Annotated in this window: 22 protein-coding genes; 9 read left to right on the top strand and 13 right to left on the bottom strand. The window is 50.5% G+C overall.

The window, feature by feature from the left end:
* Positions 1-3: 3 nt before the first annotated feature.
* The 3 genes from pilV to JYB63_RS09880 form a co-directional block, all read right to left on the bottom strand.
* Positions 4-435: a type IV pilus modification protein PilV gene (gene pilV / locus JYB63_RS09890; protein ID WP_243431924.1), complete on the bottom strand. Its 432-nt coding sequence runs from the start codon at positions 433-435 to the stop codon at positions 4-6.
* On the bottom strand, positions 435-953 hold the full coding sequence (locus tag JYB63_RS09885) for a GspH/FimT family pseudopilin (RefSeq protein ID WP_205657688.1): 519 nt from the start codon (positions 951-953) through the stop codon (positions 435-437). Before JYB63_RS09885 ends, pilV begins: the two co-directional genes overlap by 1 nt.
* Positions 954-1,329: 376 nt before the next feature.
* Positions 1,330-1,827 carry a GspH/FimT family pseudopilin gene (locus JYB63_RS09880; RefSeq protein ID WP_205657687.1) on the bottom strand — a complete coding sequence of 166 codons (498 nt, stop codon included), beginning with the start codon at positions 1,825-1,827 and terminating at the stop codon, positions 1,330-1,332.
* A 253-nt stretch (positions 1,828-2,080) separates the two neighbouring features.
* Between JYB63_RS09880 and JYB63_RS09875 the strand changes: the two genes are divergently transcribed.
* The 4 genes from JYB63_RS09875 to JYB63_RS09860 are packed head-to-tail and all read left to right on the top strand — an operon-like array spanning position 2,081 to position 4,372.
* A complete protein-coding gene (locus JYB63_RS09875; RefSeq protein WP_205657686.1) occupies positions 2,081-2,536 on the top strand; it encodes a prepilin-type N-terminal cleavage/methylation domain-containing protein in 456 nt (151 codons plus the stop codon).
* A gap of 1 nt (position 2,537) precedes the next feature.
* Positions 2,538-3,431 (top strand): PilW family protein, encoded by an 894-nt coding sequence (locus JYB63_RS09870; protein WP_205657755.1) that lies wholly within the window; start codon positions 2,538-2,540, stop codon positions 3,429-3,431.
* Between the two features lie 5 nt (positions 3,432-3,436).
* Entirely contained in the window at positions 3,437-3,874 is a 438-nt protein-coding gene (locus JYB63_RS09865; protein WP_205657754.1) for a type IV pilin protein, read from the top strand.
* A complete protein-coding gene (locus JYB63_RS09860; protein WP_205657685.1) occupies positions 3,875-4,372 on the top strand; it encodes a hypothetical protein in 498 nt (165 codons plus the stop codon).
* 11 nt (positions 4,373-4,383) lie between these two features.
* Here JYB63_RS09860 and JYB63_RS09855 read toward each other — a convergent pair whose 3' ends face one another.
* From JYB63_RS09855 to murJ, 5 genes are all read right to left on the bottom strand, one after another.
* The gene (locus JYB63_RS09855) at positions 4,384-4,824 is read right to left on the bottom strand and encodes an FKBP-type peptidyl-prolyl cis-trans isomerase (RefSeq protein WP_205657684.1); all 441 of its coding nucleotides are present in this window, start codon (positions 4,822-4,824) and stop codon (positions 4,384-4,386) included.
* 44 nt (positions 4,825-4,868) lie between these two features.
* Entirely contained in the window at positions 4,869-5,351 is a 483-nt protein-coding gene (gene lspA, locus JYB63_RS09850; protein WP_205657683.1) for a signal peptidase II, read from the bottom strand.
* A 27-nt stretch (positions 5,352-5,378) separates the two neighbouring features.
* Positions 5,379-8,195, bottom strand: coding sequence for an isoleucine--tRNA ligase (gene ileS, locus JYB63_RS09845; protein ID WP_205657682.1), 2,817 nt, complete (start codon positions 8,193-8,195; stop codon positions 5,379-5,381).
* A 76-nt stretch (positions 8,196-8,271) separates the two neighbouring features.
* Positions 8,272-9,204, bottom strand: a complete 933-nt coding sequence (gene ribF / locus JYB63_RS09840) for a bifunctional riboflavin kinase/FAD synthetase (RefSeq protein WP_205657681.1) — start codon at positions 9,202-9,204, stop codon at positions 8,272-8,274.
* Between the two features lie 101 nt (positions 9,205-9,305).
* The gene (gene murJ, locus JYB63_RS09835; RefSeq protein WP_205657753.1) at positions 9,306-10,799 is read right to left on the bottom strand and encodes a murein biosynthesis integral membrane protein MurJ; all 1,494 of its coding nucleotides are present in this window, start codon (positions 10,797-10,799) and stop codon (positions 9,306-9,308) included.
* Positions 10,800-11,074: 275 nt separating this feature from the next.
* Between murJ and rpsT the strand changes: the two genes are divergently transcribed.
* Complete coding sequence (gene rpsT / locus JYB63_RS09830) at positions 11,075-11,341, top strand: 30S ribosomal protein S20 (protein WP_205657680.1); 267 nt, start codon at positions 11,075-11,077, stop codon at positions 11,339-11,341.
* Between the two features lie 73 nt (positions 11,342-11,414).
* Here the strand turns inward: rpsT and proB are convergent, their stop codons facing one another.
* The 4 genes from proB to rplU all read right to left on the bottom strand — a co-directional run bounded on the left by proB (position 11,415) and on the right by rplU (position 14,545).
* Positions 11,415-12,542, bottom strand: a complete 1,128-nt coding sequence (gene proB / locus JYB63_RS09825; protein WP_205657679.1) for a glutamate 5-kinase — start codon at positions 12,540-12,542, stop codon at positions 11,415-11,417.
* A complete protein-coding gene (gene cgtA / locus JYB63_RS09820) occupies positions 12,543-13,745 on the bottom strand; it encodes an Obg family GTPase CgtA (protein WP_205657678.1) in 1,203 nt (400 codons plus the stop codon).
* A gap of 207 nt (positions 13,746-13,952) precedes the next feature.
* Positions 13,953-14,210 (bottom strand): 50S ribosomal protein L27, encoded by a 258-nt coding sequence (gene rpmA / locus JYB63_RS09815; protein WP_205657677.1) that lies wholly within the window; start codon positions 14,208-14,210, stop codon positions 13,953-13,955.
* Positions 14,211-14,233: 23 nt separating this feature from the next.
* Positions 14,234-14,545: a 50S ribosomal protein L21 gene (gene rplU / locus JYB63_RS09810; protein ID WP_205657676.1), complete on the bottom strand. Its 312-nt coding sequence runs from the start codon at positions 14,543-14,545 to the stop codon at positions 14,234-14,236.
* A 228-nt stretch (positions 14,546-14,773) separates the two neighbouring features.
* Between rplU and ispB the strand changes: the two genes are divergently transcribed.
* From ispB to fabB, 3 genes are all read left to right on the top strand, one after another.
* Positions 14,774-15,742 (top strand): octaprenyl diphosphate synthase, encoded by a 969-nt coding sequence (gene ispB, locus JYB63_RS09805; protein ID WP_205657675.1) that lies wholly within the window; start codon positions 14,774-14,776, stop codon positions 15,740-15,742.
* Between the two features lie 200 nt (positions 15,743-15,942).
* Entirely contained in the window at positions 15,943-16,458 is a 516-nt protein-coding gene (gene fabA, locus JYB63_RS09800; RefSeq protein WP_205657674.1) for a 3-hydroxyacyl-[acyl-carrier-protein] dehydratase FabA, read from the top strand.
* Positions 16,459-16,544: 86 nt separating this feature from the next.
* Positions 16,545-17,762 (top strand): beta-ketoacyl-ACP synthase I, encoded by a 1,218-nt coding sequence (gene fabB, locus JYB63_RS09795; RefSeq protein WP_205657673.1) that lies wholly within the window; start codon positions 16,545-16,547, stop codon positions 17,760-17,762.
* Between the two features lie 65 nt (positions 17,763-17,827).
* Here fabB and pspF read toward each other — a convergent pair whose 3' ends face one another.
* The gene (pspF, locus tag JYB63_RS09790; protein WP_205657672.1) at positions 17,828-18,874 is read right to left on the bottom strand and encodes a phage shock protein operon transcriptional activator; all 1,047 of its coding nucleotides are present in this window, start codon (positions 18,872-18,874) and stop codon (positions 17,828-17,830) included.
* Positions 18,875-19,072: 198 nt separating this feature from the next.
* Between pspF and pspA the strand changes: the two genes are divergently transcribed.
* Positions 19,073-19,747 carry a phage shock protein PspA gene (gene pspA / locus JYB63_RS09785; protein WP_205657671.1) on the top strand — a complete coding sequence of 225 codons (675 nt, stop codon included), beginning with the start codon at positions 19,073-19,075 and terminating at the stop codon, positions 19,745-19,747.
* Position 19,748 lies beyond the last annotated feature (1 nt).

Raw genomic sequence — 19,748 nt, 5'->3', positions numbered from 1 at the left:
CCGCTAAAACTCCACCTGATAGGTAAAACTGTCAAATGTTGCCTGATTCACATCATTCGCAGCACGAATTCTGTCACGACTGTTGTTCCAGCGAACGGTAATCGTAACCTGGCGATTATTTCTGGCGACCGAGCCAGTTGCTCCAGGCCCTAATAGATTAAGCACCTGAGCATCCCACTGGGCCCGGTCTCCGCCCTGCGCATCATCATAATCACCATTAACCGCTGAGTCCGGTGCGGCCCGCATCCGGTCAGCCAAATCGTAAGCTAAAAATGTTGCCTGAGATCTTAAATACGAACCATTATTACTTTTCAGGGCAACCGCCTGCAGTCCCGCCACGGCAAGCAGACCTATTGAAATAATAACGACCGCAATCAGGACTTCTATGAGTGAAGATCCTTTCTCAGAAGACCAGTAACCTCCCGAATCAAACATCACGGACAATCAGCTCCTGCAACACGTCCACTTCCATTGACAAACAGACAGCGGCTATCGGTATCGTTCTGAACCCTCAGTTGCCCGGTTGTTGTCGCGCGGCCTGAACGGTTGAATACAAATCCGTTTACCGCACCTGAAACAACAATATCGACAGCGTCCCATGTTCTGATAACATCTACATCTGCGGCCACTTGCAAGTTCGCCCCGGTTTGCTCCACAACTACCCAGCCATTACTCCAGTCGTTCGCGAAGCTACAAGCCGTAAAACCTACATTTGCCCGACAAACAGCTGTAGTGTCACGCCGATTGATAGCCTCTGAACGCGCCAGTTGCGCCGCCGTAGTCAGATTATGGGTCACGGATCTGAGTCTGGTGGATTCTGTCATCGCGTTATAACTGGGGATCCCAATACCCAGAAGAATACCGAGAATTGCGATAGCCACCATCAGTTCCAGCAGTGTAAATCCTGTGGAACATCTAATTACACTGTTACTGGTAGAACTCAACCTAGCCATTCAGGCTTTCTCCGGTATTAATAAACAATTTATCTCTCAGTCAGAGCCTCTTTATCTGTCCGGTAACCGATGATGACCGACAGAAGACTCAAAAAACTCGCATCTATTACGTGCTACATCATAGGTCAATAGGCCCTAGCACACAACAAGACCACTTTCCATCCCTTATGCCAGCACAACCCTTATATCAGTTAAAAAATTAAAACAGCCGTAACTTAAGATGGCATATAAAAATCAGAAATTAATCGCCGCAAACCGACAGAAATCAAACTAAAAAGCTCAGACACTTTACACCCAATTTCTTATCGAAAGCTGATCAGAGGCTGACTTTATATTCCTCTAAATGGGCAGTAATCATACAACTGTCATCAATCATTCAGGGGATCTCTGTGATTTCCCCATACCTAACCCGCCCCAGAATATTCACCACCAGTTCTTGCTTCAGGTTGCTGCAAATAACAGTGAAAGTACCATTCCCACCACCCCGGAGTATGCCCTCAGGGGAGAAACTCAGGAAATCCCCGCGGCCACTGACTTCACAGCCGGACGCAGCATTCAAACCTTCTTTCAGTAACCGGTCAGTCCCGTCAAACCATTGGTTATCATCAGTATCTGCAAACAATAGCCAACCAATACTCCAATTACCGGCACTGTTAATCTGACTACCGGCACATTGCGACTGTTCATGACTCGCCCGTCGGCACATAACAACAGACTGCCCCAGCCTAATAGCATTTGCTCTGGCCGCAGATACAAGCGCCACCAGCTGCCGGCTACTTCCCTGAATATCAAAATATGCCTTGATGCTCTGATAATTCGGAACAGCAACAGTTACCAGCAATGTAATGACACTCAAAATTATTAACAGCTCCATCAGGGTGAATCCCCTGACAAGCCTGTCTTTTTGAAATCTGCGATCCGAATACATACTCTCAATCCCTGAGATATTCTTCACCAAAACAATCAAACAAGCGTATTAAATCATCATCTTACAGAGCAGAACAGTTTTTAAACAGATATTCCTTTATCGTCCGAACAGGAAAAATCAAAGCACCTGCTCTATATTTACATATCTGAGCTGAACATCAGAAAAACGTAATCATGGATGAATACACAAGGATAGTGTTATGAAACCAAAGGGATTTACGCTCATTGAAGTACTGGTCGCACTGAGTCTGGCCAGCGTTACGTTAATTGCCATCGGCGCCTCACAGGTTCACTCGAACCGACTTGCACGATTTTCCTTACAGGAAGCACAGGCATATAGCCTGGTACAGTTTATAGCCAGCCATATACAGTCAAACCCGACTGCCGCTGCCAGCGGAGCATTTCAGCAACCGGCCAGCCAACATTCAGCGTGCTATCAGTTGATCGGCTGTTCAGCTGAAGATATGGCACAGCATGCTTTATATGACTGGCAACAGCGAATAGAACAGAAGCTGCCCGCCGGAACAGGCATAATATGCTCCAGCCCTCCACCACCAGACTTCAGCTGCAATCTGCGCAACAGACTGCTGGTGATAAGCATCCGGTGGCAAGCCCCTTCCGGAGAACATAGCGTTCATCAGCCTGTTAGCTTCTGACATGTCCGCTAACACACAACAGGGATTCAGCCTGGTAGAGCTGATGATTGCCACAGCGCTCAGCTTATCAGTGATACTGCTGACCACTCAGTTTGCCCTGGTCAGCCACCGGAACTTTCAGGTAAACAGCGCGCATCAGGAAGTTATGGAAAGCGGTTGGACTGCTCTGCATTTCTTACGGCAGGACATTCAGTTAGCAGACTACTGGAGCTGTATTGAGAACCCAGGCGGCATCTATAACGGCTCCAATAACAACGCTTACTCTCCGGCACTTTCCATAACAGGGGAAGATGATTCAGGCATTAATCAGAGTGACACTATCCAGATCCTCAGAGTGACAGAACCTCCTGAGCTGACTGATCAGCGCATGCTATACACCAATAGCCCGATAGAAGTCAGGCGCTCAGATTTTCAACGCAACCAGACTGCAATCATCACAAATTGCGTAAACAGTGACATATTTACAATCACTGACGCATCAGACAACCAGCTTCATCATGAGCAAATCCAAAATGCCAGCAGCAACATTTCTGCTCATCTGCTGCATGCCTATCCCATGCACACCCGAATATACCGGGTTGTACAGATCACATACGAACTCCGACTCAGTAACGGCATACCCACACTCTATCGTCGGTACGATACAGCTCGCGCCCAGGCTTTACTGGAAAATATTGAACAACTGCAATTTCTCTATGGAGAAAATACAAACAACACACCGGGACCGGAACGCTATCTCCCGATAGATCAGATTACCGATCCGACACGCATTCATAGCATACAAGTCACAGTAACCACCCGTTCAAACAGCCGGATTCTGCACAACAACACAGAACCTTACCGGCAAACCTTCAGTGCAGTCATTCCGATCTTTAACCGCTTACAGAATGAGTAATCCATATGAAAAACAGACTTACCGGCTTTAGCTTCATTGAACTCATCATTGCACTGGCCATCATCAGCATCCTTACGTTGCTGGCCTATCCCTCTTACGTTCAGCACCGGATAACGGCAAACAGAGAACAGGCAAAACAGCTACTCCAGGCCTGTGCAGCAGAGCTCAGCCTCTACCACAAGACATTACAAAGCTATGAAGATATAGCCCTCAGGCCATTCCCGTCCCAGCTGCAAAATGTCTGCAATACACCCCATATCCAAACATTGAAACATGAAAGCTACCAGCTAAAGGCCCTCTCCGTTAACCAACACAGTTACGAGCTGGTTGCGCAGCGACAGGGGACACAAATCAAGGATTCCTGTGGTGATCTGGTCATCAGCCAGCACGGTAAAAAAACATTACTGAACAGCCAAAACACATCGCTTGAGGATTGCTGGTAAATGAATATCCGAACAACTCAACAGGGTGCCGTACTGTTCACATTACTACTGTTTCTACCTGTTATTGGCTGGTTAAGCAGTATCAGCTGGCAAAGTATTCAGCTTCATCTGGATGCCAATGACCGGCACAGTGAGCAGCAGCGTCTGATTACCCAGGCTCAGCAAGCGTTATTCCGTGTTGAAGACATTCTAAAAACAGAGTATCTCCGGCCATTTGACCGGCACTGCAACGCGGGTCGCTGCAGCGCAATGCTAACACCCGATGAAAGCAGCTTTCTGATACTGAGAAACGGACAAAATCCAGTCACAACACAGCGTTATTTGCTGGAAAAAAACCAACAACGGAACCTTATTAACAACGAGACAAGCACCCGCTATAAGATCCACATACTGATCACACACGCAGATACGCAACAGAAAATTCACTTATCAGCGATGTATAAGATCAGTCAGGGAGCAGCCATCAGACAATCATGGCTGCTGGAGAAAGGAATTTAGAAAAGAAACGATTACTCTGCAGATTCCACTGCAACAATTTTCACATCAAACAACAGCGTCTGCCCTGCCAGCGGGTGATTAAAGTCTACTGTTACCTGAGCATCATTAAACTCACTGACGACCCCCGGTAACTCACCATTACCGGCATCACTGAACGAGATCACCAGACCCGGTTCAAGTTCCATATCTTTAAACTGGCTGCGGGGGAATGTCTGCATATTATTCGGATTGGTCATACCGAACCCTTGCTCAGGCAGAATTTCAAACTGTTTTTCATCGCCACTGCTCAGCCCCAGAAGCACACGCTCAAAGCCTTCCAGCATTTGTCCATCGCCCATAGAGAAACTCGCCGGCTCAGAATCAAAATTGGAATCTACCACCTGGCCGTTCATCAGTTTAATTGCGAAATGCAACGTAACCCGGCTATTTTCAGCAATTGAACAAGAAGACATATACCACTCCAGTTGTTACCGGACTCGGTTAAACCCAGCCCGGACTATTTTGATTCTTGACGAAACATATCCACAATCAGCATGAAGGCACCGCAGGATATCGCCACATCGGCAAAGTTAAATGCCGGGAAATACTTATTCTGATAATGGAAAGACAGGAAGTCGATCACATACCCATAAACAACCCGGTCAAACAGATTACCCAGGGCTCCGGCCATCACCAGTGCCAAAGCACAGCCTAACCACACCTGATTTCGGGGTGTACGGTACATCCACACCAGCAAGACACCACTCATCCCAACGGCAACAGCAGTAAAGAACCAGCGCTGCCAGCCACCGGCATCCGCCAGAAAGCTGAACGCAGCACCCTTGTTATATAACAGAGTAAGATCAAAAACCGGCAGCTGCGGATGAGGTACACCATAAGGCAGCAGATCATCTGCCAGGGTTTTCGTCACCAGATCCAGACCCAGCACCAGTGCCACCAACCATAGCCACACCAGTGCTGTAGAGCGAAACATTGTCATCCTGTGTTCCTGTTATCCGCGGCCTGATTAAGCAAAACTACGCTGTTCGCCAGCACCGCTGACATTCTCAACACAACGGCCACACAGGGTTTCATGCTCGGCATTCTGACCCACATCTTCACGATGGTGCCAGCAACGGTCACACTTAGCCTGTTCTGATTTAACAACCTGTACGCTCAGACCTTCAAGCTCAGTCGCGACAGCATCACCGGCTTCAGCCAGCGGACGTACAGTCGCCTGTGAGGTAATCAGAACAAAACGCAGTTCATCCTGCAGTTTATCCAACTGAGCCTGCAATTCAGGCGCGCAAAACAGAGTAACTTCCGCTTCCAGACTGCCGCCCACATTGCCAGCATTACGCTGATTTTCCAGCTCTTTATTCACAGCCGTTTTCACTGCCAGCACCTGCTGCCAGAAGTCGCGCCCCAGCTCAGCATCAGCATTCAGATCAGTCAATCCTTCATACCAGGTCGTCAGCTGAACAGACTCAGCACGCTCACCCGGCATCTGCTGCCAGATTTCGTCAGCGGTAAAGCTCAGAATCGGTGCAACCCAGCGCACCAGTGCTTCCATAATATGGAACAGTGCAGTCTGGCAGGAACGACGGGCAACCGAATCGGTCTTGGCGGTGTACTGACGGTCCTTAATGATATCCAGATAGAAACCACCCAGATCCAGTGAACAGAAATGAGACACTTTCTGATACACCTGCAGCATCTGGTACTGATCATAATGACCAACCAGCTCTTCCTGCAGCTGAGCTGTACGGTCTACAGCCCAGCGATCCAGCGCTACCATATCTTCCGGCGCAACCAGATCGGTCTTAGGATCAAAACCGCTCAGGTTAGACAGCAGGAAGCGGGCAGTATTACGGATACGGCGGTAAGCATCGGCGGTACGCTTCAGGATCTCGTCAGACACAGTCATTTCAGAGCTGAAGTCCGTAGATGCAACCCACAGACGCAGAATATCTGCGCCATACTTATTCATCACTTCCTGCGGAGAAACTACGTTACCCACAGACTTGGACATCTTACGGCCATCACCGTCAACGGTGAAACCGTGAGTCAGCACCTGCTTATAAGGCGCTGTACCTTTAATAGCAATCGCGGTTTTCAGGGAAGACTGGAACCAGCCACGGTGCTGATCAGACCCTTCCAGATACATGTTAGCCGGGTATTCCAGGCCTTCAGTACGGTCAAGAACAGAGTAGTGAGTTACACCTGAATCGAACCATACATCCAGTGTATCCAGCACTTTTTCATACTGATCCGCTTCAGCACCCAGCAAAGATTCGGCTTCCAGATCGAACCAGGCATCGATACCGGTCTTTTCAACTTCCAGTGCCACCGCTTCGATCAGCCGCGGCGTTTCCGGGTGCAGTTCACCGGTGTTTTTATTTACAAACAGGGCAATTGGTACACCCCAGGTACGCTGACGGGACACACACCAGTCAGGGCTCTGTTCAACCATCGCTTCAATACGGTTCTGCCCCCAGCCCGGGAACCACTCAACCTGCTTGATAGCATCCAGCGCTTTAGTCTTCAGGCCTTCTTTTTCCATGCTGATAAACCACTGCGGCGTTGCACGGTAAATCAGCGGAGTCTTGGTCCGCCAGCAATGTGGATAACTGTGATTAAACTTCTTCTGGATAACCAGACGATTATTCGCTTCCAGGGCCGCTACGATCTTGTCTTCTACTTTGTAAACGTGCTCACCGGCAAACTCCCCGGCCGCTTCTACAAATACACCGTTACCGGCAACAAGATTCAGGGTACCGATATCGTAGGCACGGCCTACGTTAAAATCTTCCACACCGTGGTCAGGCGCAGTATGTACCGCACCGGTACCGGCATCAGTGGTGACGTGATCACCCAGAATTACAGGTACCTGACGATCGTAAAACGGATGCGCCAGCATCTGACCTTCCAGCGCCTGGCCTTTACAGCGGCCAACCACCTGATAATCTTCGATGCCGTACCGACCCATGGTCTCTTCAACCAGGGCTTCAGCCAGCAACAGACGTTCAGCGCCGGCGCCAGCATCACACTGCACCAGCACATAATCCAGCTCAGCGTTCAGGGAAACCGCCTGGTTAGCCGGCAGTGTCCATGGCGTTGTCGTCCAGATAACGACTGACGCTTCACCTTCACCACCCTGCTGTTCAAAGCAGCCCAGGAATGCCTCTGCATCTACCGGTGCAAAACGCACATCGATCGCCAGAGACGTTTTATCCTGATATTCCACTTCGGCTTCAGCCAGTGCAGAACCACCCACCACACTCCAGTAAACCGGCTTATAGCCTTTAACCAGATGGCCGTTTTCAGCAATCTTACCCAGCGCACGGATGATGTTCGCTTCGGTACCGAAATTCATGGTCAGGTACGGATTTTCCCAGTCACCCAAAACACCCAGACGGATAAAATCTTTCTTCTGGCCGTCTACCTGACGGGCTGCATATTCACGGCACTTCTTACGAAAATCAGAAAAAGAAAGTTTTACACCGGCTTTACCGTGTTTCTTCTCAACGTTGTGCTCGATCGGCAGACCGTGACAGTCCCAGCCCGGTACGTAAGGCACATCATAACCGTCCAGTGTACGGGACTTAACAATGATATCTTTCAGAATTTTGTTAACCGCGTGGCCGATGTGAATATCACCGTTCGCATACGGAGGGCCGTCATGCAGAATGAATTTATCGCGACCTGCGCTGACCTGACGAATCTTTTGATACAGATCCATCTTCTGCCATTGTTTCAGCATCTGCGGCTCTTTCTGAGCCAGATTGCCACGCATAGGAAAGGCCGTTTCCGGCAAGTTCAAAGTCGCTTTGTAATCGGTCATCGTGGTATCGCTTCTGGATCTCTGTTTATTCTCTTCAGAACCTTATGGCCTGATTAAGATATCTGTTAATTCGGTTTTAATGACTGCCGGCAAAAAAAGCATGGGCAGCATCTATATCTGCAAAAATCTGTGCTTTCAGTTCATCCAGGCCGTTGAATTTTTGCTCGCCACGGATGAAATGTTTAAATTCTACGCTTAGCAGGCGGCCATACAGATCGCCTGAAAAATCAAAAAGGTGTGCTTCCAGCACAGGCTTAGTGCCGTTTACTGTTGGCCGCATGCCTACGTTACACACGCCCTGCAACACCTGGCCATCACCGAGATGAGCATTCACGGCATATACACCGCGCAGCGGGCATGGGAAACGGTGCATCCGCACATTGGCTGTCGGTACACCCAACTGACGCCCCAGTGCCTGGCCGTGCATCACCCGTCCAGTTACCCGGTAATTACGCCCCAGTAAACGGCTGCTCAGCGCCAGCTGATTTTCAGCCAGTGCTTTACGGATTCGGGTACTGCTGACCCGCTCGCCATCGACATCGAAGGTAGCTGTATTTTCAACACTGAAACCATGTGTTCTGCCACTTTCACAGAGCATCTGGTAATCCCCGGCACGGTCACAGCCAAACCTAAAATCATCGCCCACGACCAGATGCTTAATCGCCAGACCATTAAGCAACAACTGCTGCACAAAAGCCTCAGCCGTCATAGCACGCAAGCGCTCATTAAAAGTCAGGCACACAACCCGATCGACGCCCTGCTGTTCCAGCAGACGTACTTTTTCTCCAAAGCGCGTTACCCGGGGCAGCGCCTTATCACCACAGAAAAACTCCTGAGGCTGAGGCTCAAAGATAATAACCACTGATGGCAGCTGCAGCTCAGCAGCTTTACGCTGTAACTGAGCCAGCACCTGGCGGTGTCCCAGATGTACACCGTCAAAATTACCAATCGTCGCGACGCAGTCACGGTGCGTATCACGGAGATTGTGCAGGCCTCGAATCAGTTCCATAAACAGCGATCAACTCATCAGTAGCAAAAAAATCAGCGCGGAATTATACCCCAGATAGCCGTCCCGGAGTACTCTGCGGACTGACTATTTTTTCGGCATTTTCAGGGCCGTAAATGACGCATTCTTAGCCCAGTGACTAACAAAGTGACCAGATAGATCAAAACACCCAGCCCGACCAGCATAGCCATCTGACCTACCCGCTGCCACAAAGTGAACTCCAGCCACAAAGCAGCATCAGCGACCAACCAGTACAACAACCCGACCATCAGACCATTTGCCAGCAAAATTCGAACCGCCATCAGCCCCCAGCCGTCCTGCCAGACAAACACACCATCCCGGCGCAGCCCTCTTAACAACAACCCGGCATTCAGGAAAGCCGACAACGTCGTCGCCAGCGCCAGCCCCACATGAGCAAGCGGGCCGATAAGCGCCAGATTCAGCGCCATATTCACGACCATTGCTACGATCCCGATCCTTACCGGTGTTTTAGTATCCTGCCGGGAGAAGTACCCTGGCGCCAACACCTTAATCAGCATGAATGCGATCAGGCCACAGGCATAAGCCCGCAGACTCATCGCCGCCATCATCACATCCCGGTCCTGCATTTCGCCGTAATGGAACAACGTCGCGATCAGCGGTTCAGCCAGCACCAGCAACGCCAGCGCCGCTGGCACACCAATCAGCAGCACCATCCGCACCGCCCAATCCAGGGTTTTGGCAAAGTGCTCAGTAGACTTCTCTGCATGCTTACGTGACAGGCTCGGCAAAATTACCGTGGCGATAGCGATACCAAAAACACCCAAAGGCAACTCTGCCAGACGGTCGGAATAATACAGCCAGGACACACTACCGGTTTGCAGGAACGACGCCAGCAGAGTATCCAGCAACAGGTTAATCTGACTGACCGACACACCAAACAACGCCGGGATCATCAGCACCATTATCCGCTTTACCCCTTCATGATGCCGGTCCACCCGGGGACGGGGCAGCAACTGAAGGCGCCACAGAAACGGCATCTGGAACAACAACTGCACACAACCGGCAATCAACACCCCAAGCGCCAGCGCCATGACCGGCTGATCAAACACAGGCTGAAGCCAGATGGCCGCACCTATAAGGGATAAATTCAGTAAAACCGGCGTGAACGCAGGTACAGCAAAACGCTCATAACTATTAAGCACACTGCCTGCCAGCGCAGTTAAAGAAATCAGCAACAAATAAGGGAAGGTCAGACGTAGCATATCGACTACCAGGTCGTAACGCTCGCCACCCTGCAGGTAAAACCCCGGTGCAAAAATCATCGCCAGCACCGGCGCACCCAATACACCCAACGCCGTTACCAGCATTAACACCAGCCCAAGCGTGCCGGTTACCCGGTCAACTAGCGCCTTAACTGCCGCTTTATCCTGCTGTGAACGGTATTCCGACAGCACAGGCACAAACGCCTGAGAAAAAGCCCCCTCAGCAAACAAGCGACGTAAAAAATTCGGAATTTTAAAAGCTACAAAAAACGCATCAGCACCACTGCCGGCACCAAAAAAATTTGCCACCACCACATCACGTACTAACCCCAATACCCGTGATAGCATGGTCATCACCCCCACTACCGCACTGGAGCGCAATAAACCTGGCGAAGCGCTTTTTTGCGCCGCTGAATCCTGCTTTTCCTTGCTGTTACTCAAGTTATAGCCCTGTTGAGTCAAAAATTTCCGTCCGATGATAACGTCTCAATAATTAAATTGCTGCATTTATTGACAGACGACCCACAAACAGGAATAATTTCGCGTCTCAAAAAACGATGCCGGCACCTCCCCTTTTAGCAGGGTCATTTGCCGGGTAATTTGAATTTATATATTAAAGGAGTCGGATCGTGGCAAATTCCGCAGGATCCCGCAAACGCGCTCGTCAAGCTGAGAAGCGCCGTCAACATAACGCTAGCCTGCGTTCCATGGTTCGCACCTACGTTAAGAAAGTAACTGCAGCTATCGAATCTGGCGACCACGCTGCTGCAACTGCTGCTTTCGTTACTGCTCAGCCAATCATGGACAGCGCAGTAAACAAAGGCCTGTTCAACAAGAACCAGGTTGCACGTAACAAGAGCCGCCTGAACGCCCGCATCAAGCAGCTGGCTTCATAAGCGCTTTTGACGCATTAAAAAAAACCGGCATATGCCGGTTTTTTTATATCTGCTATTTACAGCAGAAAACGGATCAGGCCAGCACCAGGTTATCCCGGTGAACCAACTCTTCTTCACCCATAAACCCAAGTACTTCTACAATCTCACCACTCGGCTTACCGATAATTCTCACCGCATCTTCAATGCCGTAATTCACCAGACCGCGAGCCATCACCATACCCGACTCATCTACCAGAACAACCATCTCTCCACGGGAAAACTCACCTTCGACCGCTTTTACACCAGCCGGCAGCAAACTCTTACCACCTGACACCAGCGCTTTAACCGCGCCAGCATCCAGCGTCAGAATACCGCGAGCCTGCAGATGCCCGGCAATCCACTGCTTACGCGCTGCCATGGGAGTTTGCTCAGGCACCAGCAAAGTTCCGAGATCCTCAGCCGCTTTCAGTCGCAGCAGTACATCATCTTCACGACCACTGGCAATCACCGTCAACGCACCGGAACGGGCCGCCAGCTTCGCTGCCCGCACCTTGGTCGCCATACCACCACGACCTAACTTACCACCGTCACCGGCCATCGCCTCAAGAGACTGATCACCTGAACGGGCTTCAGAAATCAAAGTAGCGTCCGGATCATGACGGGGATCAGCAGTAAACAATCCTTTCTGATCGGTCAGCAGAATCAGTGCATCCGCCTCAACCAGGTTTGCAACCAGCGCCCCTAATGTATCGTTATCACCGAAACGAATCTCTTTAGTTACAACCGTATCGTTTTCATTCACGACCGGTACAACCCCCATTGAGATCAGGGTTCGCAGGGTCGCCTGCGCATTCAAATAACGCTTGCGATTAGAGTGATCTTCATGGGTCAGCAACACCTGTGCCGCATGGGTATCATGACGCTGAAAGTTCGACTCGTATGCCTGAACCAGGCCCATCTGCCCTACAGCCGCAGCCGCCTGAAGCTTATACACCTCATGGGGTCGCTCAGACCAACCCAACCGGGTCATGCCCTCAGCAATAGAACCGGATGAAACCAGCACAATTTCCACACCATCGCGCTTCAACTGCGCCAACTGATCAACCCAGCGTGAAATCGCCGCCTGATCAAGCCCCTCACCGTCGTTGGTCAGCAGCGCACTGCCGATCTTCACTACCCAGCGACGTGTTTTACCAAGCTTACTGCGCGCTTCGCTCACCATTTACTCCCGCACGTATTCCACTTCAACATCGTAATCGTCGTCATCAAAGTCATCGTCATCCAGACCATCATCATTACGGCGTCTGGCGCGCGCTTCTTCACGCATCTGCTCAATGCGCTCACGACCTTCCCTATCAATCATCCGGCGAACAGTCGCCTCTTCTTCAGCCAGTTCAGGATCTTCAAGCAATGCCTCAGCCCGAGCATCCAGATAACGCTGAATATCCTGCACCAGCGCCTGCGTACCCTCTTTATTCAGCGCGGAAATCCGATACACCGGCCCTTCCCAGCCCAGCGCATCAACCACCGCCTGACAACGCTCTTCACGCTCATCTTCCGGTACCATATCCAGCTTATTCAGCACCAGCCAGCGCTCCTGATCAGCCAGAGTCGGACTGAACTTCTCCAGCTCATTGGCAATTACCTGCGCAGCTTCCGGCGGTGTCAACTCATCCCAGGGCGCCATATCAACCAACTGTAAAAGAATACGGTTACGGGCCAGATGCTTCAGGAAACGAATACCAAGACCGGCACCTTCAGCTGCACCTTCAATAATTCCAGGAATATCCGCAATCACAAAGCTGCGATGCTTTTCTGTACGCACCACACCCAGGTTCGGCACAAGAGTAGTAAACGGATAATTTGCCACCTTAGGCTTCGCCGCCGATACCGAACGGATGAAAGTAGACTTACCGGCATTCGGCAAGCCCAACAGACCAACATCCGCCAACACTTTCAGCTCAAGCTTGACGTTACGGGTTTCACCCATGCTGCCATTCGTCGTTTGACGGGGTGCGCGGTTCACACTGCTTTTATAACGGGTGTTACCCAAGCCATGGAAACCACCCTGAGCCACTTTCTCAACCTGACCGATTTTAGTCAGGTCCGCCAGCACCTCATCAGTATCCACATCAACAATTGTGGTCCCTACCGGCACTTTGAGAATCAGGTCTTCACCTTTCGCACCAGTACAGTTACGGCTCATACCATTCTGGCCGTTTTCAGCCTTATAGCGAGGCTGAAAGCGGTAATCGATCAGCGTATTCAGCGAATCATCCGCCTCGGCATACACCGATCCGCCGTCACCACCGTCACCGCCGTCAGGACCACCTTTAGCTACAAACTTCTCACGGCGAAAACTCATGCAACCATTGCCGCCCTTTCCTGCTTCAATGGTTATACTGGCTTCATCTACAAACTTCATTCTTCACCCCTCCGTTCAGGACCGGATGTCTCTTAACTCACTGTTGAAAACACTTCCACAGAAACCCTTTCAACAGCACGCCATCAGACATCATCATTACAATATACTGCCGCCCTTCCAATTAAGCAGCTAATTCGCTATCCATACACACAAGACATAAAAAAAGCCCCGCCGCGGCGGAGCTTTTTAAATACGTTTAAAGCTCGATTAAGCGGTTTCGATCGTGATGTACTTACGCTTTTGCGGGCCTTTAACAACAAATTTCACAACACCGTCTGCTTTTGCAAACAGAGTGTGGTCTTTGCCGATACCTACGTTTTCACCAGCGTGGAACTTAGTACCGCGCTGACGAACCAGGATGTTACCAGCCGCAACAACCTGACCACCGTAACGCTTAACACCTAAGCGTTTCGACTCGGAATCGCGACCGTTACGCGTACTACCTGCTGCCTTCTTATGAGCCATCTGTCAGTCTCCTATCCAGGTTATTAGGCGTTGATGCCAGTAATTTTAACTTCGGTGAAGTGCTGACGGTGACCCATCTGCTTCATGTGATGCTTACGACGCTTGAACTTCATGATATGAACTTTCTTAGCGCGGCCGTGATCAACGATCTCACCAACAACTTTAGCACCAGCTACAACTGGAGCGCCGATTTTAACGTCGTCGCCATCTGCTACCAGTAAAACGCGATCGAATTCAACGTTTGCACCTGCTTCAGCGTGCAACTTTTCAACTTTCAGCGTCTGACCTTCTTGAACACGGTATTGCTTACCGCCGCTCACGATTACTGCGTACATTTCTTTCTCCGGTTTAAAACCCGCCCTGCTACTGTTTGTAAGAAGCCTATTTCTAATGGCAGCGCCATATAATAGGGAGCGAATTTGGATGGGTTAGGGCGCGAGATTATATACAAGTCAATCTACAACCACAAGCCCATTACTGCTTACCCGGAGGCTTTTCTTGACACTGCTATTCAACCCCCCTAGCATGCTGGCCTAACTTCCGTATCAATAATACTATGCGACATGCAGCCACATCAGCTAAACCCTCTTATCGAACCGCAGTTTGAAGCGGTAAATGACTACATAATCAACCACTTGCACTCAGGTGTTCCGCTAGTCGAAAAGATTGGTCACTACATTGTAGAAAGCGGTGGCAAGCGGATTCGTCCGCTGCTGGTATTACTGGCAGCTAATGCCGCCAACTATAAAGGCGAGCAACACATTTCACTGGCTGCCGTCATTGAATTCATTCATACCGCAACCCTGCTGCACGATGACGTAGTCGACAACTCAGATTTACGTCGCGGCAACTCAACAGCCAATGCAAAATGGGGTAACGCTCCCAGCGTACTGGTTGGTGACTTCCTGTATTCTCGCGCATTCCAGATAATGGTTGAGCTGAACAACATGGAAATAATGAAAGTTATTTCCGACGCCACCAACATCATTGCAGAAGGCGAAGTGCTGCAGCTGCTGAACGCGAAGAATCCGGATACCACAGAAGAAGCCTACATGCAGGTTATTCTGGGCAAAACCGCCATGCTGTTTGAAGCTGCCACAGAATCCGGCGCCATCCTGGCCGGTGCGGATAAAGAACAACAGGAAGCTCTGCGACTGTTTGGTCGCCATATCGGTATCGCTTTCCAGATCATCGATGACGTAATGGACTACCTGAGCACCGCTGAAGAAATGGGTAAAAACGTCGGCGACGACCTGGCCGAAGGCAAAGCCACACTGCCACTAATTCACGCCATGCGAGAAGGCACCGACGAACAGCGCAAGCTGATCCGCAAAGCCATCCGCAAAGGCGGTCTCGACGACTTACAGCCGGTACTGGACATCGTTCACGACACCGGTGCCATTGAATATGCCCGCAGCCAGGCATACCAGCAGGCAGATCAGGCCATTGCAGCACTGGACGCCCTGCCTGACACCTCCTTCAAGGCAACCATGATTCAACTGGCAGATCTTGCCGTCAAACGGAAAAGCTGATCAGCTTCAGGCCTCCTCACGCAGGAGGCCTGACTAAACTGACAGGCAACTCCGGCAAGCACTTAATTGCAATAATAATTCTCATTTATGCTGCACAACAGCAATAATACGGTTTTTAGCAATTCAACCCGTGATACTGGCGAGTTTAGCCGGTATAATCAGCCGATATTTTAGCTTCAATTTACGGATCTACAGTTCAAATGACTAAACCTTCTTCTTTTAACCGTGACGAACTGCTGTCATGTGGTCACGGTGAGATGTTCGGCCCAGGTAACGCCCGACTCCCGATTGACAACATGCTGATGATGGACCGCATCATCAATATCAGCTCCGAAGGCGGCAAATACGGCAAAGGCCAGATCATTGCTGAACTCGATATCCACCCGGATCTGTGGTTCTTCCAGTGCCACTTCCCAACTGACCCTGTTATGCCTGGCTGCTTAGGCCTGGATGCAATGTGGCAGCTGGTAGGCTTCTACCTGGGCTGGCGCGGTAACCTGGGTCGCGGTCGCGCATTGGGATCAGGCGAAGTGAAATTCACCGGTCAGATCCTGCCGACAGCTAAAAAAGTTACTTACACCATCGACCTGAAGCGCGTTATCGAGCGCAAACTGGTTATGGGTATTGCTGACGGAACCGTTTCGGTTGACGGACGCGACATCTACAGCGCCACCGACCTGCGTGTAGGCCTGTTCACGTCTACCGACAATTTCTGATTGCGGATCACCAGCAACTCTTCACAGCCTGCCTTTAACTGAAGGCAGGCTAAACACAATTTACGAGTAATACAGAGAGGCATCCTATGAGACGCGTCGTAGTTACCGGAATGGGTATCGTTTCTTGTCTGGGAACAGATAAAGAAACCGTCTTAGATTCACTGCAACAGGGCCGTTCAGGTATCAAGTTCCAGGAAGAATATAAGGAGATGGGCTTCCGCAGCCATGTCGCCGGTAGCATTGATCTGGATTATAGCGACCTGATCGACCGCAAACTGGTTCGCTTCATGGGTGATGCTGCTGCATACGCCTACCTTTCTATGGATCAGGCTATCAAAGATGCCGGCCTGACCGAAGAACAGGTATCCAACGTCCGCACAGGTCTGATCGCAGGCTCCGGCGGCGCATCTTCAGCCGACATCGTTGAAACTGCCGACGTTCTGCGCAGCAAAGGTGTTCGCCGTGTAGGCCCTTACCGCGTAACCCGCACCATGGGCAGCACGGTTTCCGCATGTCTGGCAACGCCATTCAAGATCAAGGGCGTAAACTACTCAATCACTTCTGCCTGCGCCACCAGTGCACACTGTATCGGCAACGCAATGGAACAGATCCAGCTGGGTAAGCAGGACATCGTATTTGCCGGTGGCGGTGAAGAACTTCACTGGTCTTTGAGCGTCATGTTTGATGCGATGGGCGCACTGTCCAGCAAATACAACGACACGCCGGAAAAAGCATCCCGCGCATACGACGCCAACCGTGACGGCTTCGTAATCGCCGGCGGTGGCGGCATGCTGGTACTGGAAGACTACGAACACGCTAAAGCCCGTGGCGCGAAAATCTACGCAGAACTGGTAGGCTACGGCGCAACCTCCGACGGTTACGACATGGTTGCCCCTTCCGGCGAAGGCGCACAGCGCTGCATGGAACAGGCAATGAGCACCGTTGAAGGTAACATTGACTACATCAACTCTCACGGTACATCCACACCTGCCGGTGACATCCAGGAACTGAAAGCCATGAAGTCCACCTTTGGTGACGACATGCCTCCAGTCAGCTCCACTAAGTCACTGACAGGCCACTCTCTGGGCGCTACCGGTGTTCAGGAAGCAATCTACAGCCTGCTGATGATGGAGAACAACTTCATCTGCGCATCTGCTAACGTAGAAGAACTGGATCCAGCTGCCGAAGGCATGCCAGTTGTTACCGAACGCAAAGACAACGTTGATCTGCAGCGTGTTATGTCTAACAGCTTCGGTTTTGGCGGAACCAACTCCACTCTGGTATTCCAGAAGATGGACGGCTAAATCCGCACACGTATATATAAAACGGGGCAACAGCCCCGTTTTTTTTCGCCCGAAACACCCCAAACTCACCGATCAGATAACAACTGTGGATACTTCCGCAAATACGCCCGCAACTGATGATACGTCAAACCCAGACTTTCAGCGGTATGTTTTTGCTGAAAGTGATTAAACCTTAACGCCCTGCTAATTAAGCGCTGCTCAAACTCTGCCACCTGCGCCTTAATATCCCCCACAGCCTCTTCAGGCTCACTAGCACCAGCCAAGCCAGAACCCGCAGACCCGACCGAATCACTGACCGGAATACTCACCGGTTCGCTTTTAGCCTCCGACTCAAACTCACTCCAGGGCGAAGAAAACGGATCCGTGACAATTTCAGGCAAAGGCTGCTCATAATCCTGATGCCGGTATACACTGCGCTCAACAGCATTCTTCAGCTCCCGGATATTTCCAGGCCATTTATACCCCTGCAACTGCTTCTTTGCTGCAACAGAAAAGCCAGCAAACACTGGACGGTCCAGCTCCCGGCACATAGCCATCGCAAAACTTTCCGCCAGCAACAGCGCATCACCTTCCCGTAATCTGAGCGGCGGCAAATGCAACACATCAAAAGCCAGTCGATCCAGCAAGTCAGCACGAAACTCACCCTTATCAGCCAGCGCAGGTAAATCAGCATTCGTCGCAGCTACTACCCGCACATTCACCTGCAAAGTTTCCTGCCCGCCTAACCGTTCAATCTCGCCGTATTCGATCGCCCGCAGCAGCTTTTCCTGCACCCGCAACGAAGCCGTTGCCAGCTCATCCAGAAACAAGGTTCCCTCATGAGCCCGCTCAAAACAGCCTTTAACCTGCTTATTGGCGCCGGTAAACGCCCCCACTTCATGACCAAATAATGCCGACTCCAGCAATGACTCACTCAGCGCCGCACAATTTAGTTTAATAAAGGCCTGATCCCAACGTTCTGACAAGTAATGCAGACGCTGCGCCATTAACTCCTTCCCCGTTCCACGTTCACCGATAATCAGCACCGGCTTATGCAGCGGTGCCACGAGACTTAACCGCTCCAGCGCCAGATCCAAAAGTGTCGATTCACCAATAATTGCAGGAATATCCATAGCCAAATAAACCACATGATTAGCTTAATAAACTCAATACTAGCCAATTAAGCAAAATAATAACAACCATATAATTTTACCCACAAAGTAAATCTATTAATTATCAGATAGTTAAGAGAGTTTTCGAATAATTGGCACGCAACTCGCTATAGACAGAGTAGAACTCATATTTCAGGCAAGACAATTAAGGAGATAACCATGGGCATTTTTTCCCGCTTTCAGGACATCGTAAACGCCAACCTGACATCGTTACTGGACCGCGCTGAAGATCCTAAAAAAATGATCCGCCAGATGATTCAGGAAATGGAAGACACCCTGATCGAAGTACGCAGCACATCCGCAAAAATTATCGCCGATAAAAAAGAACTGGAGCGCCGTATTCAGATGCTCCGTGAAGAAGCCAGCGACTGGCTAAGCAAAACTGAGCTGGCCATCAGCAAAGGCCGGGAAGATCTGGCAAAAGGCGCACTGATCGAAAAGCGCCGCGCTGAAGAAGCAGTCGAAGCCGGTAATGATGAACTAAGCTTCCTGAGCGAACAGCTTGATGTACTCAATGACGAAATCAGCCAGCTTCAGGAAAAACTCGCCAGCGCCAAAGCCAAGCAGAAAGAACTGCTGGTACGGGAGCAAACCGGCAAGTCCCGTCTGGAAATCCGCAAGAAAACCAACCGGGAAACCCTTAACCGTGCATTTGAGAAGTTTGAACAGTACGAACGTCGGCTGGACGACCTGGAAGGCCAGGTAGAATCATACGACCTGGGGAAAACCCAGAAAGCCAGCCTGGCGGACGAAATTAACGATCTGGCGGCGGCAGATGACATTGAACGCGAGCTGGACGCAATTAAGAACAAAATCAAAAACAAAGCTGAATAGG

Origin of the sequence: Aliamphritea spongicola (assembly GCF_017051665.1) — a bacterium.
Lineage (GTDB): Bacteria > Pseudomonadota > Gammaproteobacteria > Pseudomonadales > Balneatricaceae > Amphritea > Amphritea spongicola.
Note: the sequence above shows the minus strand (reverse complement) of the source record. Positions and strands in the feature narration are given on the sequence as shown.